Raw genomic sequence first — 15,270 nt, 5'->3', positions numbered from 1 at the left:
GTCGCGCGAGCACCTCCGGCGATCGCCGTGACGGCGTCGTGCGGGCCCCCGGGATGGGAGCGGGCACGGGGTGATCAGGAGCGGGCGGGCACCGGGCCGGGACCGCCGGCGTTGAGGGCGCTGAGCACGGCCTCGTAGGCGGGCTTCTTGTTGTACTCGCTGTCGAACAGCAGCGGGGTGGCGTACGGGCGCCAGGAGTAGTGGTCGGGGATGCCGAACACCGTGATGCCGGTGCAGCGGGCCACCGCCATGCAGGCGTTCACGACCTTGCGGTAGTCGTCGGCCTGCGCGGCGCCCGAGCCCGGGATCTCGAGCTCGGTGATCTGGACGTCCACGCCGAGGGCGGCGAACCGCTCGATGGTCTGCCGATAGTTGTCGGGAACCGGCGACGTGGCGTTGAAGTGCGACTGCAGGCCGACGCAGTCAATCGGGACGCCGCGCGTCTTGAAGTCGCGGACCAGATCGAACACGGCGCGGGTCTTGGCGTGGTTCGCGTCGTCGATGTAGTAGTCGTTGTAGCAGAGCCTGGCGTCGGGGTCGGCGGCCCGGGCGGTGCGGAACGCCAGCTCGATGTAGTCGTCGCCGATGCGGCTCTGGAACACCGTGTTGCGGCGGGCGCCGGTGTCCTGGAAGGCCTCGTTCACCACGTTCCACGAGTGGATCTGGCCGCGCCAGTGGCTCATCAGTGCGTTGATGTGGCCGGTCATCGCGGTTCGCACGTCGGCGGCGGTGGACAGGCCCCGCACCCAGCTCGGCAGCTGCGAGTGCCACACCAGGGTGTGGCCGCGCACCAGCATGCCCTGGCCGCGTGCGTGGGCGACGATCTGGTCGGCGGCGGCGTAGCGGAACGAGCCGCGCACCGGCTCGGTGGCGTCCCACTTCATCTCGTTCTCGGGCGTGACGGAGTTGAACTCCCGGTCGAGCGTGGCGACGTACGCCGGCTCGTCCAGGTGGTGGGCGGCCACGGCCGCGCCGAAGTAGCGGCCCGTCTGCGCGGCCGAGGCGCCCAGGGTGCTCGCGGCATCGGCGGGGCCCGCCATCAGGCCTGCGCCGAGAACGCCGGCGATGCCGACGACGAGCGCGGTCCGCAGACCCGGCCGGCGCGCCTGACGCGCCGTGTCCGTGACGACATTCCCGATCATGTTGCTCCTCCTCGGTTGACGCCCCAGTCTGAGGAGGGTGATGGAAAGGTGTCAAAGAAATGTCGAAACGTTTCGGACGCCACAATCATGTTGCCGCACCGTACGCCCCCCGCCCACGGGAACGACCGGGAGGAAACTTTCAGGCCGCCGCCGGGGGTGACCTGGGAGTGGAAGGGGCCCATCCTGCCGTCCAGATCGCCGGGCCTCAGCGCGGCGTTGATCGCCTGAGCTTGGTGGTCGGGGGCCGGCACCCACTCCTGACTGAGGTTGCGGAAGGAGTAGAAGACCCGGACGCGCTGGGCGGGTGGCGGCGCGCTGAATTCTGAGCGGTTCGACGAGGTAGGCCGCCGGGGAGAAGACGGATCGGCCCTCGTCCCCGCGCGGAAGTCGCTCTCTGCCGGGCCGGCCTCAGGGCGCCCAAGGGGCCGCGACGGCCCAGGTCACGTCGGCGTCGTAGGAGGCGGGACTGTCGAAGGCGTGCGGGCCGCCGGGTACGGCGATGTGCACGGCCTCGGCGTAGTGGCGGATGTGATGGCCCGCGATGTTGTAGGAGGCCAGGCTGACGCCGGTCGTTCCCGCGCGGGGCGGCTGGGCGCAGAAGGTGGCGTCCTGGTCGAACAGCGCCGAGCCGTCCCGGGCGTCCTTTCGCACCCGGAAGTCGGCGTGGCGCAGGTAGTGGCCGGGGAAGTTGCGCGACTCGAAGGAGTAACAACTGCCCTCGGCCAGGCCGCGCCGCACCACGAACGTCGCGTCCTGCCTGAGCGTGTCGGGGCTGCTGGCGGTGACCACGTCGGTCCGCGCCAGCGAGTCGCTGTGGCGCAGGAAGCGGTCGGTGAAGCCGGCCGTGGTCACGCGGAGCGACTGGGCCGCGCCGACCGTCAGGTCGGCGCCGCTGCGCCACCAGGGCGTGGCGGGCAGCCAGGTCACGTCGGCCGCGAAGGACGCGGGGGTGTCCCAGACGTTCGGGCCTCCGCCGCGCGCCACGTACACCGCCTCGGCGTGGTGGCGCAGGAAGTGACCCGGCAGGTTGACCGACTCCAGCGAGACGCCGGTGCCGCCCTGCCCGGCGCGGGCGCAGAAGGTGGCGTCCTGGTCGAACAGCGCCGAGCCGTCCCGCGCGTCCTTGCGCACCCGGAAGCCGGCGTGGCGCAGGAAGTGCCCGGGGAAGTCGCGTGACTCCAACGAGTGGCAGGCGGAGTTGGACAGGCCGGGCCGCACCACGAAGGTCGCGTCCTGCTTGAGCGCGTCGGGGCTGCTCGCGGTCACCACGTCGGTCCGCGCCAGCGAGTCGGCGTGCCGCAGGAAGCGGTCGGTGAAGCCCGCCGTGGTGACACGGAGGGAGACCAGGCTCCCGGTGACCAGGCCGGTCGCCGACGCGATCACCGAGCGGTTGACGGCGAGCACCCGGGCCGCGTCGATCTTGCGCACCTGCCGGTCGTAGGTCCACAGGCCGTTGACCTCGTTCTCGACGTCGGTGGGCTGCGTGTAGATGGACGCCGACAGCCCGTTGTTCACGATCAGCGGCTTGAGCTGTTCGTTGATCGCCACATAGCGGGAGGTCAGCGTGGCGGCGTTCGGGGTCATCTCGTAGGCGAAGCCGGTTCCCGGCCACTCGTGACCGGGGGTGCGCAGGCCCAGCCCGCCGAACTCGCCGAGCACCGCGACCCGGGTGGCGGACGGCCGCTGCGGGCTGCCGGGGCCGACGTAGATGTGGTCGTCGACGACGTCGCCGTTGCCGCCGTCGAAGCCGCAGCAGTTGGAGCCGGAGTTGTTGTTCACCAGGCGGGTCGGGTCCCAGCTCTTCACCAGGTCGGCGATGCGGGCCGGGTCGTACTCGCCCCAGCCTTCGTTGAACGGGACCCACTGCACGATCGAGGTGACGCCGCGCAGGTGGTCGACCATACGGCGCAGCTCGCTCTCGAAGTTGGCGCGGTCGCCCGCCGAGGGGGAGGCGCCCGTGCGCATCGAGGGCATGTCCTGCCAGACCAGCAGCCCGAGCCGGTCGGCCCAGTAGTACCAGCGGGCGGGCTCGACCTTCACGTGCTTGCGCACGGTGTTGAAGCCGAGCGCCTTCTGCTGCTCCAGGTCGAAGCGGAGCGCCGCGTCGGTGGGCGCGGTGGAGATGCCGTCCGGCCAGTACCCCTGGTCGAGGGTGCCCATCTGGAACAGGAACCGGCCGTTGAGGGTGGGGCGCAGGACGCCGCCGACCATCGCCTTGCCCACCGACCGCATGCCGAAGTACCCGGTGACCGCGTCGCCGCCGCCCGAGCCGGTCAGCGTGACGCGCAGGTCGTACAGGAAGGGGTCGTCCGGCGACCACAGCCGGGCGTTGGGCACGGGGACGCGAAGGTGGGCGCCGGCCGAACCGGTTGCGCTGCCCACCACCTGCCCGCCGGTGAGCACCTCGGCGCGCACGCCCTGGCCGGAGACGCCCGCCGCCTGCACCACCAGGTCGAGCTGCCCCGCCGCCACGTCAGGGACGGTGTCCAGGCGGGTGATGTGGGCGGCGGCCGTGGGCTCCAGCCAGACGGTCTGCCAGATGCCCGAGTGGGCGGTGTAGAAGATGCCGCCGGGAGCGCGGCGCTGCTTGCCGATGGGATGGCCGGCGGCGTCCACCGGCGCCCAGACGCCGACGATGATCTCGTTGGCGCCGGCGCGCAGGGCACTGGTGACGTCGAAGGAGAAGGGGTCGTAACCGCCGGTGTGCGTGCCGGCGCGGGTGCCGTTGACCCACACCCTGGTCTCCCAGCTCGACGCGCCGAAGTTCAGCTTCACCCGGCGGCCCGACCAGGAACTCGGCACCGTGAAGGTCCGCCGGTACCACATCCGGTCCTCGTGCCGCTGGATGCGCGACAGCCCGGACTCGATGGGATACGGCACCAGCACCTGCTCGGCGAGGTTCTGCCCGACCGGCGGGTCGTCGATGGCCCCGGTGGCCGCGAACTGCCACAGCCCGTTGAGGTTCTGCCACTCGGTCCGTACCAGTTGCGGCCGGGGGTACTCGGGCAGGGCGTTCGCTGGGCTCACCTGGGCGGTCCAGGGAGTGGTGAGCGGGGGCGCCGCCGCCTGCGCCGCGCTCGGCTGGATCTGCGACGGCGCGGCGAGCGTCGCCGCGCACAGGACCAGCGCCGCCGCGACCCGGCGGGACCAACCAGAGAATCGGAACATCTCAGCTCCTAGACGAGGAACGAGCCGGCCTGAATCCCCCCGGTGGTTCGCGTCAGCAGGTGGTCCTGTTTATCGCATCGTGACCATATACCGATTGTGAGATGGGAGGAATAGCCTGATTCCTGGTGATTGTGCAATCTCCGTGCGGCCTGTGCGTTTCTGGTGGAATCCAAGCGGTTGTCAGTTCAGCAGCCAGATGGCGAGGTTCAGCGCACCGGCGTAGGTGACCCAGAGCAGGTAGGGGACCAGGAGCGCCGCGGCCGTGCGGCTGACGCGCCGGAAGACCAGGATGTTGGCCACGATCGCGACCCACATCAGGCAGATCTCCGCGAAGGCCAGACCGTATAGGCCGGCGGCGAAGAACAGCGGGGTCCACAGGGCGTTCAGCAGGAGCTGCACCCCGTAGACGGTGAGCGCCCGTGGTCGGGCTCCGGCGGACCAGGCGAGCCAGCCGGAGACGGCGATCATGACGTAGAGCACCGTCCAGGCCGGCCCGAACAGCCACTGCGGCGGCGCCCAGTCCGGCCGCCGCAGGGCCAGGTACTCGCCGCCGGCGTCCACCGCCGCCAGCGACCCGACCACGGCCACCACGGCGACGGCGATGACGAACAGCGGCAGTACCGCCCAGCGGCGGGGACGTTCGGCGATGACCATGACTCCGCACTACCCCGCCACCGGCGACCTAGCGCGCCGCAGTGACGGTCGTGCCGCCGGGCTCAGCGGACGCGCACGAAGACGGGGTTGGAGTAGAACCACAGGTCGTCCCAGGGGCTCTCCTTGCCGTCGGCGAGCGGCTCCTGCTCGTCGGTGCTCGTGCCGCGCACCCGGGCGTAGCAGTCGGCCTCGACGTTCCGCAGCGTGTGCCTGATGACGTGGTCCTTGCCGGACCGGCGCCAGTCGCGGGGGCCGAACCGCGCGACCACCTTGGTGGTGGGGTTGGTGTCGGAGCCCAGGTCGGCGCTGGGGCCGGTGACCTGGCCGACGATCAGGTCGACGCGCCGCACCTCGGGGCGGTCGCCGTTGCCGTTCTCGCCGTTCGGCGAGCGGAACCTGATCTCGATCTCGACGTCGCCGCGGTTGCGGCGGTTCACCGTCAGCGTCTCGCCCATGGCCGCCTGGCGGCCCTGGCCGCTCGCGGTGAGGTCGAGGCTGGTGATCAGGTCGCCGGTGGTGACCCAGATCCGCCCGTTGCGCAGGCCGTCCATGATGTCGGCGTAGTCCTGGCGGGCGTGCACGTAGGTCTTGCTGTACTCGCCGGGCCAGAAGTCGGAGCCGCCGCGCGTCCAGTGCACGTGGGAGTCGGAGGTGGCGGTGATCCACCAGCGCCGGCCCTCGCCGAGCAGCGAGTCCCACAGGCCGCCGACCCTGGCGGTCATCTGGTCGTAGCCGCCGTAGGTGGGGTGGTTGCCGTACCCGCCGCGTGCGCCGCCGTTCAGCGGGCCGGCCTGGTGGCCGGGCGCGCCCTCGAAACCGACGTAGATGTCGGGCGCGGCGTTGTTGCCGTTGCGGAGCTCCTTCGGCGTGTCCTGGCCGTAGACGCCGAGACCGGTCGCCGACCGCGAGGTGTGGTGGCCGAGCACCAGCGGCTTGTGCGGCATGGCACGCGCGGCCTTCAGGAACTCGATCATCTTGGCCTCGGTGTCACGCCCCGGGTCGGCGGGGAAGGCGTCGTGCTTGGCGAAGCGGCTCTCCAGCTCGAACAGCTGCTGCGCCTCACCGTCGTGGCGCGGGATCATCAGGGTGTGGTGGTCCAGCGCCGGGGCGTCGAACTCCATGCCCCAGAACTGCAGCACCTCGGGCACCAGCACACGCGAGCGCAGCAGGTCGGGGTAGGCCTGCTCCAGGTTCACCTTCGAGTGCGTCGGGCCGCCGTGGTCGGTGCACATCGCCCAGCTCAGGCCGAAGTGCTTGGCCATGATGGCGTTGGTGACGATCGGGTACACCGCGTCGGCGCCCTTGGTGAACTTCGGCGGGTTGGTGGAGGTGTCGAAGTCGCCGCTGTACTCGGAGTGCACGTGGTGGTCGCCGGCCCGCCACGCCCGGTTGCGGTCGTTGCCCCGGCTCCCGCGCTCGTCCTCGGCGTCGGCCGCCGCGGGCCCGGCGCCCAGGACGGAGTTCGCTGCCACGAGGGTGGCCCCGAGGCCGACGAACTTGGCCAGTTGGCGTCGCGAGACCGCCGCGCTCTCGGGGTCCTCGATGTTGCCGTCGTGCATGGTGACGCCTTTCGTCCACTGCCTGAGGGTGCGATGGACCAGTCTTGGGGCGCCGGCCGAACGCAGCTTGAACGGCAAGCAGGACGATCAATAACAAAAGGCTCCAAAATGCCCGCCCGACGACACGGTCCGCTGGACGGTGTGGCAGACGGTCAGCACGGCGGGAAACGCCACGCCTCGGTGACGGAGGCGTCTCCCCGTCGCCGCGCCGGATACGGTGGGGACCACGTATCCCGGCGGGAAGGTCGACGATGAGCGCGCGCTTCGAGGAGCTCGACTGGCGCGCGACGCCGATCGGAGAGCTCAGCCTGCGGCGCCGGCGGGAACCCTCGCTCGACGTCGACGTCTACGAGATCAAGCTCGACGACGACTACCTCATGTCGAGCCTGTTCACGGTCGCCGAGATCGAGCTCGCCCGGCTCGGCCTGGCGGCGCTGCCGGGCGCGGATCTCGACGTCGTCGTCGGCGGGCTCGGCCTGGGCTACACGGCGCAGGCCGTGCTGGAACACGCCCGCGTGCGATCGCTCGTCGTCGTGGAGGCGCTGCACGAGGTGATCGAGTGGCACGAGGCGAAGCTGCTGCCGATCGGCGCCCGGCTGACGTCGGACCCCCGCTGCCGGCTGGTCGACGGCGACTTCTTCGCGATGGCGGCCTCCTCCCCGAGCCTGGACCCCCGGGCGCCGGACGCCCGCTTCGACGCGATACTCGTGGACATCGACCATTCGCCGCGCCACGTGCTGCACCCCAGCCACGCCGCGTTCTACACCCCGGCGGGCCTGCGCCGGGTGGCCGCCCATCTTCGCGCGGGCGGTGTGCTGGCCCTGTGGTCGAACGACCCCCCGGACGACGACTTCACCGCCGCGCTCGCCGAGGTCTTCGGCAGCTCGCGGGCGCACGTCGTCCCCTTCCACAACTTCCTCCAGGGACGGGAGTCCACCAACACCGTCTACGTGGCGAGCTGACGGGCGGCCCCCGCGCCGGCCCGAGCGGGGCGGACGGCCTCAGGACGCGGGGCCGAAGTCGACGGCCTTGGTCTCGACCGTGCCGGCCGTGCGCCCCGGCGCGGTGTGGTAGCTCCAGTAGAGGTTCGTGTGCGCGATGACCAGGGCGGGCGGCGGCGCCCCCCACGCCGTCTGGTCCTCGGTGGTGTGGGCGTCGCCGACCAGGGTGGCGTCGTAGCCCCTGACGAACGCGCCGTGGAGCGTCGAGCGGATGCACTCGTCGGTCTGCGCGCCGGCGAGGATCAGGCGCCCGACCCCCAGGCCCGCCAGCACCTCTTCGAGGGTGGTCTCCTCGAAGGAGTCGGCGTAGTGCTTCTCGACGAGCGGCTCGGCGTCGCCCGGAGACAGCTCCGGGACGATCAGCCACCGGTCGCTCCCCCGCACGAGCTGCTCGCCGGAGTGCCGCACCCACACGACGGGCACCCCTTCCGCCCGCGCCCGCTCCACCAGGCTCGCGATGTTCGCGACCACGGCGTCGCGCTCGTGAGTGCCCTCGACGACGCCGTTCTGCACGTCGACGACGAGCAGCGCGGTGTTCGGCCGGTTCTCGAGTGTGGTCATGGTGTTCCCCTGCTCACGCCGGACTCCTGTGCGAGCCCAACGTAACCACCGCCACCGACAATCGGGTTCACCGCCGGGCGGCCGCGCAGCCGACGCACGTCCTGGCCGCCGGGCGGACCATCAGGCGTTCGACGGCGATGGGGGACCCGCAGCCCTCGCACACCCCGTAGGCGCCGCCGCGCAGCCGTTCCAGCGCCGTGTCGAGATCGGCGACATGGCTCCGCGCCTGGTCGAGCAGCGACTGCACATGGGCGCGTTCGAAGGCCGTCGACGACCCGTCGGGATCGTGCTCGTCGTCGGTCGCCACCAGCGCGGACGACTCGACCATGGCGTCCCAGTCGCGCGTCAGCGAGGCGATGCGCTCCATGGTCCGCTCACGGTCGTCCCCGAGCAGCCGCCGCAGGGTCTCCCGCTCGGCCGGGGAGAGCGCGGCGTCCCGGGGTGGTTCCGCCGTCACGGTGCCTCACCTCCCCCTCCAGCCTATCCATGCGCCCGCACCCGCCGGGTTCGGCTCGATCGGGGAGCCGGTGACGCGGGCCGGGCGTCACGGGATGTGACGGCCGCGGGCGTCGGGCACCCCTGATTTGCGGAAGAAGTAGGCGTTGACCTGGTCGCGCCACTCTTCCGCGCAGCGCAGTTGCTCGTCGAGCAGCTCTTCGACCCGGGCGTGCAGGGCCGCCGGCGCCGATCCGGTGCCGGCGAGCTCCCGCCAGAGCGACCTGGCCTCGGCCACCCGCTCGACGCCGGCGAAGTGGGTGTCGTAGATGTGCTGGATGACGGTGGATCCGCCGCGCAGCACATGCCCGTACGGCACGTGGTGGAAGAACAGCAGCAGCTCGTCGGGGCACCGGTCGAGCCGCTCGTACACCTCCGACCACGGCGGCGGGTACTGGCCGGTGAAGCCGGTGCCGGTGGCGCGGGTGCGGTCGACGCCGACGCCGTCGCGGTCGGCGAAGTGGTAGGTGCCCCACGGCGTGTACTCGTACCCGTCCACGTCGGGTCCGTAGTGATGCCCCGGGCGGACCATGAACCCGACGCCCAGCGGCGCGGTGTACATCTCGTAGGTGCGCCAGGAGTCGTCCATGATCGCGTGCAGGGTGCGCCGCAGCCGCTCGGGCACGACGGTCGCCACGGGGGCGAAGGTGAGGTCGATCCACTCGTCGAGGATCGCGGCCGGGGCCGTCCACGGCGCCCAGGCGAGCCGGCCGAACGCGTAGAGGTTGGCCTGCGCGAGCGGGTGGCCGGTCCAGTAGGCGTCGTCGCCCACGTTGGAGACCCCGGTCAGGCCGCCGCCCGCACCCGGAGCCGGCGCCGTGTCGCCGTCCGCCGCGTAGCCGTCGGTCACGTGGCCGTCCGCCGTGTCGCCGCCCGGCCTGTCGACGTGCGCCGTGCCGGCGGCGAGGTGCGCCACGGCCGGTCCGGCCGGGCCCCACGGGCGGAAGCCGAGCAGCTCGCTCCACATGGGCGCGAGGTGGCACACGTGCCGCTGCTGGCCGGTGTACTCCTGCGTCACCTGCAGTTCCACGGCCAGGCGGGTGGACGGCATGGCCGAGATGACCGGCGACACCGGCTCGCGCGGCTGGAAGTCGATCGGGCCGTGTTTCACCTGGAGGACCACGTTGTCCCTGAACCGCCCGTCGAGCGGGACGAAGTGGTCGTGGGCCGCCCGGGCCCGGTCGGTCGAGCGGTCGCGCCAGTCCTGCCGGTGGTCGTACACGAAGGCGCGCCAGTGGACGACGCCGCCGAACGGCGCCAGCGCGTCGGCGAGCGCGTTCGCGCCGTCGGCGTGGTCGCGGCCGTAGGCGAACGGGCCGGGCTGCCCCTCGGAGTCGGCCTTCACCACGTAGCCGCCGAAGTCGGGGATGGTCTCGTACACCCGCCGGGTGGTGCGCGCCCACCACCCGCGCACGTCCTCGTCGAGCGGGTCGGCGGTCGGCGGCCCGCCCAGCACGATGGGCGCGGCGAACGTGACCGACAGGTGCGCCCTGATCCCGTACGGCCGCAGCTCGCCGGCGATCGCGGCGACGTCGCCCAGCCGGTCGGTCAGCAGGCGCGCCTCCGTGGCGTGCACGTTCACGTTGTTCACCGCGACCGCGTTGACCCCGCACGCGGCGAGCAGCCGCCCGTAGGCCCGTACCCGGGTGAGGTCGTCGCGCCGGGCGCCGTCGTGCCAGAAGATCGAGCCGCCCGCGTAGCCGCGCTCGACCTGGCCCATCACCGGGTGCACGTCCACGTTGTCCCAGTGGTCGAGCATGCGCCGGCGCATAGCGGGCCGGTGGTGCTCCACCGGGCGTGCGGCCCCGAACGCGCCCTCGCCGAGCCGCACCACGTGGAACAGGCCGTAGAGCAGGCCGGCCGCGTCGTCGGCGAGCACCACGGTCACGCCGTCGCGGCGGCCGATCACGAAGCCCTCGTCGCCGATCGGGTGGCCGGCCCGTCCGGGCCGCGACCGGAACTCGGCCAGGACCATCCGGGCGACGGCCGGAAGGGGCTCCGCCGCGGCGAGGGTGAGCACGAGGTCGAACGGTCGCCCGGCGGCCCGGTCACCGCGTGCCTCCCGGCCGCCGGTCGCGTCCGGCGCCGGGCGGCGCGCGTCGCCGCCGTACCGGGCGCGCGCCCACGCCACCTCCTCCCGCACGGTGCCGGCGAGCGGGCCGTCGCCGCGCACGAGCGTGCGGCGCGTGCCGATCGGCCGGAAGGCCTCCGGCGGCAGCCACGCCGGGTGGACGCCGGCCGGTTCGGGTATGGTCACGAGGCTCCTCGGTCGCGTGCGGGCCCGCCGGGGCGGCCGGCCCGGACATGGGGTCGCCGGCCGGCCCCGGGGTTCAGGCCGTGAACCTCTCCCGCACCTCGGCGATCATCGTCCGGCTGTTCAGCAGGATCGCCGCCGCGAACACCGAGGCCAGCAGCGCCGGCACCGCCTCTGAGGCGACCAGCGTGACGACGGCCGCCACCGCCAGCAGCCCGGTGTTGCCGAGCGTGGCGCGGGGGGAGCGGGTGAGGAAGTACACGGACAGGCGGGCCACGTCCCTGGCCCGGAACGCGAACAGGGACGTGATCACCAGTGCGTTGGCGACCCACAGCGTCGCCGCCACCGCGATGAGGACCGACAGCACGCCCCACCACCCCGGAACGCCGGCGACGGCGAAGTTCGCGAGGTTCGCCCCGATGACGGCCAGCCACGCCAGCCACGGGACCCAGAGCTTCAGCACCCCGGCGGCGTTGGCCTTGTAGCCGCGCCAGAACGCCGCCGCGGGATGAAGATCGGTGAGATCCAGCCGGCGGTGGTGCAACGCGTACAACGCGGCCGACAGCGCGGGCCCGGCCGGCAGCAGGCACACCGCCGCCAGCGGCACGTTGGCGGCGTCGCGTTCCAGCAGGACGAGCCCGGCCAGGCCGGGCGAGGCGGCGGCCAGCAGGAGGAACTCGACCACGAGCAGGGTGTAGACGAACGCGGAGACGCGGGAAAGGGGCCCCTCGCCGAACCGGCGCTCCGCCGTGGCGTCGCTCACCACACCGGCCTCCTGTCGCATCCGGCCGGCCCCGGGCCGGTCAGCCGTGCTCCTTCTTGTACCGCTCGTAGGCGGTGTTCAGCAGGTTGATGTAGGACGTCATGTTCTGCCCCTCCAGCTCCTTGACGTAGGCGTCCCACTCGCCGAGGTCGCGCTGGCCGAGCACGAACTTGAGCGTGTTCTGGGTGACGTGGTCCTTCAGCGGCGTCTCCCACAGCGTCGCCTGCTCGCGCTCCTCGTCGGTGAGCGGGCGCGGCGGCGCCACCGGCGTGGCCGACCTGGCGTTCATCACCTTCTGGAACTCCAGCTCCTCCTCGGAGAAGGTCGACTGGAGAAGCTCGGTGGGCCCGCCGTAGGCGAACACGCCGTTGCCGAAGCCGAAGTCCTTCTGCAGGTGCTTGGGCGCCCCGGGGTTGAGCCCGACGTAGTCGACGTCCGACGCCAGCTTGAACTTGTTCCCCTCCTTGGTGTGGGTGACGCCTTCGACGCCCCACTTGGCGAACACCTGGCCCGCGTCGGAGTACCAGAGCCAGTCGACGAACTGCATCATCGCGACGAAGTTCGGGCTGTCGAGGGCCTTCTTGGAGATCATGATGCCGTTCTCCAGGCGGGTCATCTCCGCGGTGGACTTGATCGGCCCGAGCGGCCCGATGAGCCAGGGGATCTTGACGAGCCTGGCCTTCGGGTTCTCCTTCGCCAGCGGCGGCCGGTACTCGTTGACCAGCGTCTGCGCGTTGGAGCTGATCACGAAGGACTTGCCGGAGACGATCTTCTGGATCGCCTGGTCGTCGGGCTGCGTGAAGCTCTCCGGGTCGAGGAGCTTCTCCTCCACCAGCGTGCGCAGGTACTGCAGCACCTGCTTCTGCTGGGGCGTCGCGCCGGTGAACAGGAACTTCTGGGTGGACGCGTCCCAGACGGCGCCGTTGCGGTAGCCCCAGCCGCCCGGGGCCCCGTAGGCCGTGCCGAGGATGTTCAGCAGGTTGCCGCCGGGGGTGGGGACCCCCCACCGGTCGGTCATGGGATACAGGTCCGGGTACTTCTTCTTCATCGCCCTGAGCACGGTGGTCAGCTCGTCCCAGGTCTCGGGCACGTCCAGCCCGAGGTCCTCCAGGACGTCCGCGCGCACCGCCAGGGAGTAGTCCACCCAGTGGTCCTGGTGGATGCCCGGGAGCAGGTAGAAGCGGCCGTCCGCCTGCCGCAGCGTGTCCAGTTCCGCCTTGAGGTTCCACTTGGCGACCTTGTCCGAGAAGTTCGGCATCAGGTCCATGTAGTCGCTGACCGGCAGGATCGTGCCGGAGGCGACGAAGGGCGTCTCCTGGGCAGGGTAGGTCTTGGGGATGATGAGCGGGGCGTCGCCGGCGCCGATCACCAGGCTGCGCTTGTTCTCGTAGTCGCTGAGCGGCACCACGCTCGGCTGGAACGTCACGTTGGTCCGCTTCGTCAGCTCCGACCAGAACAGCCAGTCCTTCTTCATCGGGTAGAAGGGGTGGTTGTTGTACAGGACGCTGAAGGTGAGCGGCGCGGTCGCCTTGAACTGCGTGCCGACGCCGTAGTTCGGCATCGCGCCGGCCCGGTTCGCCGTCGAGCTCTCACCCTGCTTCTTGGGCTCGTCACTGCCGCATCCGGCCAGTGCGACGAACGCGCCTATGGCCACCAGCGCCTGACGCCGGTTCATCTCGTACATGAGAGTCCTTTCCCTCGGAACGGGTCGTGCGGAGCGTCTGAGGCGGGCGGCGGTGCCTAACCCTTGACCGCGCCGATCAGCACCCCCGAGACGAAGTAGCGCTGGACGAAGGGGTAGATCCCGATGATCGGGAGCATGGTGAGCACCATCGTCACCGACTTGATGTTGGCGGCGGCCGTCATGTCGGTGGCGTCGGCGCCGACGGACGTCGCGGTGGTGGCGCCGGCGATCAGGTTCCGCAGGAACACCGTCACCGGGAAGAGGTCGGACTGGCTCATGTAGAGGAAGGCGGTGAACCACGAGTTCCAGAACGCGACGGCGTAGAACAGCACCATCGTCGCGATCACCGCCTTCGACAGCGGCAGCACGATCCGGAGCAGGATGCCGTAGGTGCTCATGCCGTCGATCGCGGCGGCCTCCTCAAGCTCGACCGGAAGCCCCTCGAAGAACGCCTTCATGATCAGCAGGTTGAAGACGTTGACGGCGTTCGGCAGCACGACGGCCCAGATGCTGTCCTTCAGCCCGAGGCTGGTGATCAGGACGTAGTTGGGGATGAGGCCGCCGGAGAAGAACATCGTGAAGACCGCGACGCCGATCAGGAACTTGCGGCCCCTGAGGTGCTTCTTGGACAGCACGTAGGCGTAGCAGGTGGTCAGGACCATCGCGATCACCGTGGCCACGACCGTGTACACGATGGTGTTGCGGTAGTTGATCCAGAACGTCGGGTCGGCGGACACGTACGCGTACGTGCTCAGGGTGAAGCCGCGGGGCAGGAGGTTGACCTGCCCCGACCGGATGGCGGTCTCGTCGCTGAACGAGCGGGCGACGATGTTGAGGAAGGGGTACAGGGTGATGACCACGACGCCGGTCAGGATCACGGCGTTGAGCACCCGGAACACGCGGTAGCCCCGGCTCGTGTCCGCCTTCACCGTCACGGGCTGGTCACCGCTGAGCGCTGTCACCACAGACTCGTCCCCACTGCGCGACGGGAGATCTGGTTCGCCGTGAGGACCAGCGTGAGCCCGATCAGGGCCTCGAACAGTCCGATCGCCGCGGCGTAGCTGAAGTTGTTGGAGACCACGCCCATGCGGTACAGGTACGTGGAGATCACGTCCGCGGTCGGGTACGTGAGGGGGTTGTAGAGCAGCAGGACCTTCTCGAACCCGACCGCCATGAACGCGCCGATGTTGAGGATCAGCAGGGTGACCGCGGTCGGCCGGATGCCGGGCAGTGTCACGTGCCAGATCTGCCGCCATCGTCCCGCGCCGTCGATGCGAGCCGCCTCGTACAGCTGGTTGTCGATGGTCGTCAGCGCGGCCAGGTACAGGATCGTCCCCCAGCCGACGGTCTGCCACATCTCCGAGGAGACGTAGACCATCCGGAACCAGTCCGCCTCCTGCATGAAGGCGATGGGGTCGTCGCCCAGCGCGCGCCGGATCTGGTTCACCGGCCCGTCCACCGACAGCAGTTCGATGACCAGGCCGGCCACGACCACCATCGACAGGAAGTGCGGCAGGTAGGACACCGACTGGACGAACCGCTTGACGCGCCGGTGCCGGACCTCGTTGATCAGCAGCGCGAGCGCGATCGGCATCGGGAAGCAGAACAGCAGCGTCAGCGAGCCGAGGATCAGGGTGTTGCGGAACACGTGCCAGAACGATGGGTCGTTCCAGAACAGCCGCACGTAACGCAGGCCCGACCACTCCTCGCCCAGCACGCTGCCGCCGGGCTCGAACTTGCGGAAGGCGATGATGTTGCCGAGCATCGGCAGATACCGGAACACCAGGAAGAACAGCAGCGGGAGGATGGCGAGCGAGTACAGCTGCCAGTCGCGCCGCAGCGCCTGACGCCAGGTGGGGCCGGCGGTGCGCTTCGGCCGGCGGGGCTCCGGCTCGGCCTCGCCCGGGTTGCGCGAGCCGGGCGGCGCGTCGAGGGTGGCGCTCATCCTCGTGCCTCCGGCCAAGGCCGCGGTGCCCGCCGTTCGCTCAT

At 71.0% G+C, this 15,270-nt stretch carries 12 protein-coding genes; 1 reads left to right on the top strand and 11 read right to left on the bottom strand.

Annotated elements, in window-relative coordinates; translation table 11 throughout:
• Positions 1-74: 74 nt before the first annotated feature.
• From PYR91_RS07805 to PYR91_RS07790, 4 genes are all read right to left on the bottom strand, one after another.
• On the bottom strand, positions 75-1,142 hold the full coding sequence (locus tag PYR91_RS07805; RefSeq protein ID WP_279778568.1) for an endo-1,4-beta-xylanase: 1,068 nt from the start codon (positions 1,140-1,142) through the stop codon (positions 75-77).
• Positions 1,143-1,550: 408 nt separating this feature from the next.
• Positions 1,551-4,310 (bottom strand): AbfB domain-containing protein, encoded by a 2,760-nt coding sequence (locus tag PYR91_RS07800; RefSeq protein ID WP_279778567.1) that lies wholly within the window; start codon positions 4,308-4,310, stop codon positions 1,551-1,553.
• Positions 4,311-4,490: 180 nt separating this feature from the next.
• Complete coding sequence (locus PYR91_RS07795) at positions 4,491-4,964, bottom strand: tryptophan-rich sensory protein (protein WP_279778565.1); 474 nt, start codon at positions 4,962-4,964, stop codon at positions 4,491-4,493.
• A 62-nt stretch (positions 4,965-5,026) separates the two neighbouring features.
• Positions 5,027-6,523, bottom strand: a complete 1,497-nt coding sequence (locus PYR91_RS07790; protein WP_279778564.1) for a phosphoesterase — start codon at positions 6,521-6,523, stop codon at positions 5,027-5,029.
• A gap of 251 nt (positions 6,524-6,774) precedes the next feature.
• Here PYR91_RS07790 and PYR91_RS07785 point away from each other — a divergent pair, with 251 nt between their 5' ends.
• Positions 6,775-7,485: a spermidine synthase gene (locus tag PYR91_RS07785; RefSeq protein WP_279778561.1), complete on the top strand. Its 711-nt coding sequence runs from the start codon at positions 6,775-6,777 to the stop codon at positions 7,483-7,485.
• 39 nt (positions 7,486-7,524) lie between these two features.
• Here PYR91_RS07785 and PYR91_RS07780 read toward each other — a convergent pair whose 3' ends face one another.
• The 7 genes from PYR91_RS07780 to PYR91_RS07750 all read right to left on the bottom strand — a co-directional run bounded on the left by PYR91_RS07780 (position 7,525) and on the right by PYR91_RS07750 (position 15,226).
• Entirely contained in the window at positions 7,525-8,085 is a 561-nt protein-coding gene (locus PYR91_RS07780; RefSeq protein WP_279778560.1) for a cysteine hydrolase family protein, read from the bottom strand.
• A gap of 67 nt (positions 8,086-8,152) precedes the next feature.
• A complete protein-coding gene (locus tag PYR91_RS07775) occupies positions 8,153-8,542 on the bottom strand; it encodes a TraR/DksA C4-type zinc finger protein (RefSeq protein ID WP_279778559.1) in 390 nt (129 codons plus the stop codon).
• 87 nt (positions 8,543-8,629) lie between these two features.
• On the bottom strand, positions 8,630-10,837 hold the full coding sequence (locus PYR91_RS07770) for an alpha-glucuronidase (RefSeq protein WP_279778558.1): 2,208 nt from the start codon (positions 10,835-10,837) through the stop codon (positions 8,630-8,632).
• Positions 10,838-10,910: 73 nt separating this feature from the next.
• Entirely contained in the window at positions 10,911-11,597 is a 687-nt protein-coding gene (locus PYR91_RS07765) for a hypothetical protein (protein ID WP_279778557.1), read from the bottom strand.
• Between the two features lie 40 nt (positions 11,598-11,637).
• On the bottom strand, positions 11,638-13,272 hold the full coding sequence (locus PYR91_RS07760; RefSeq protein ID WP_279778555.1) for an extracellular solute-binding protein: 1,635 nt from the start codon (positions 13,270-13,272) through the stop codon (positions 11,638-11,640).
• Between the two features lie 65 nt (positions 13,273-13,337).
• Positions 13,338-14,243, bottom strand: a complete 906-nt coding sequence (locus tag PYR91_RS07755) for a carbohydrate ABC transporter permease (RefSeq protein WP_279778554.1) — start codon at positions 14,241-14,243, stop codon at positions 13,338-13,340.
• Positions 14,240-15,226: an ABC transporter permease subunit gene (locus tag PYR91_RS07750; protein WP_279778553.1), complete on the bottom strand. Its 987-nt coding sequence runs from the start codon at positions 15,224-15,226 to the stop codon at positions 14,240-14,242. The genes PYR91_RS07755 and PYR91_RS07750 overlap by 4 nt, the downstream gene beginning before the upstream one ends.
• Positions 15,227-15,270: the final 44 nt, after the last annotated feature.

Origin of the sequence: Sphaerisporangium sp. TRM90804, from assembly GCF_029846175.1 — a bacterium.
GTDB lineage: Bacteria > Actinomycetota > Actinomycetes > Streptosporangiales > Streptosporangiaceae > Sphaerisporangium.
This window is presented reverse-complemented; position numbering and strand designations above follow the sequence as displayed.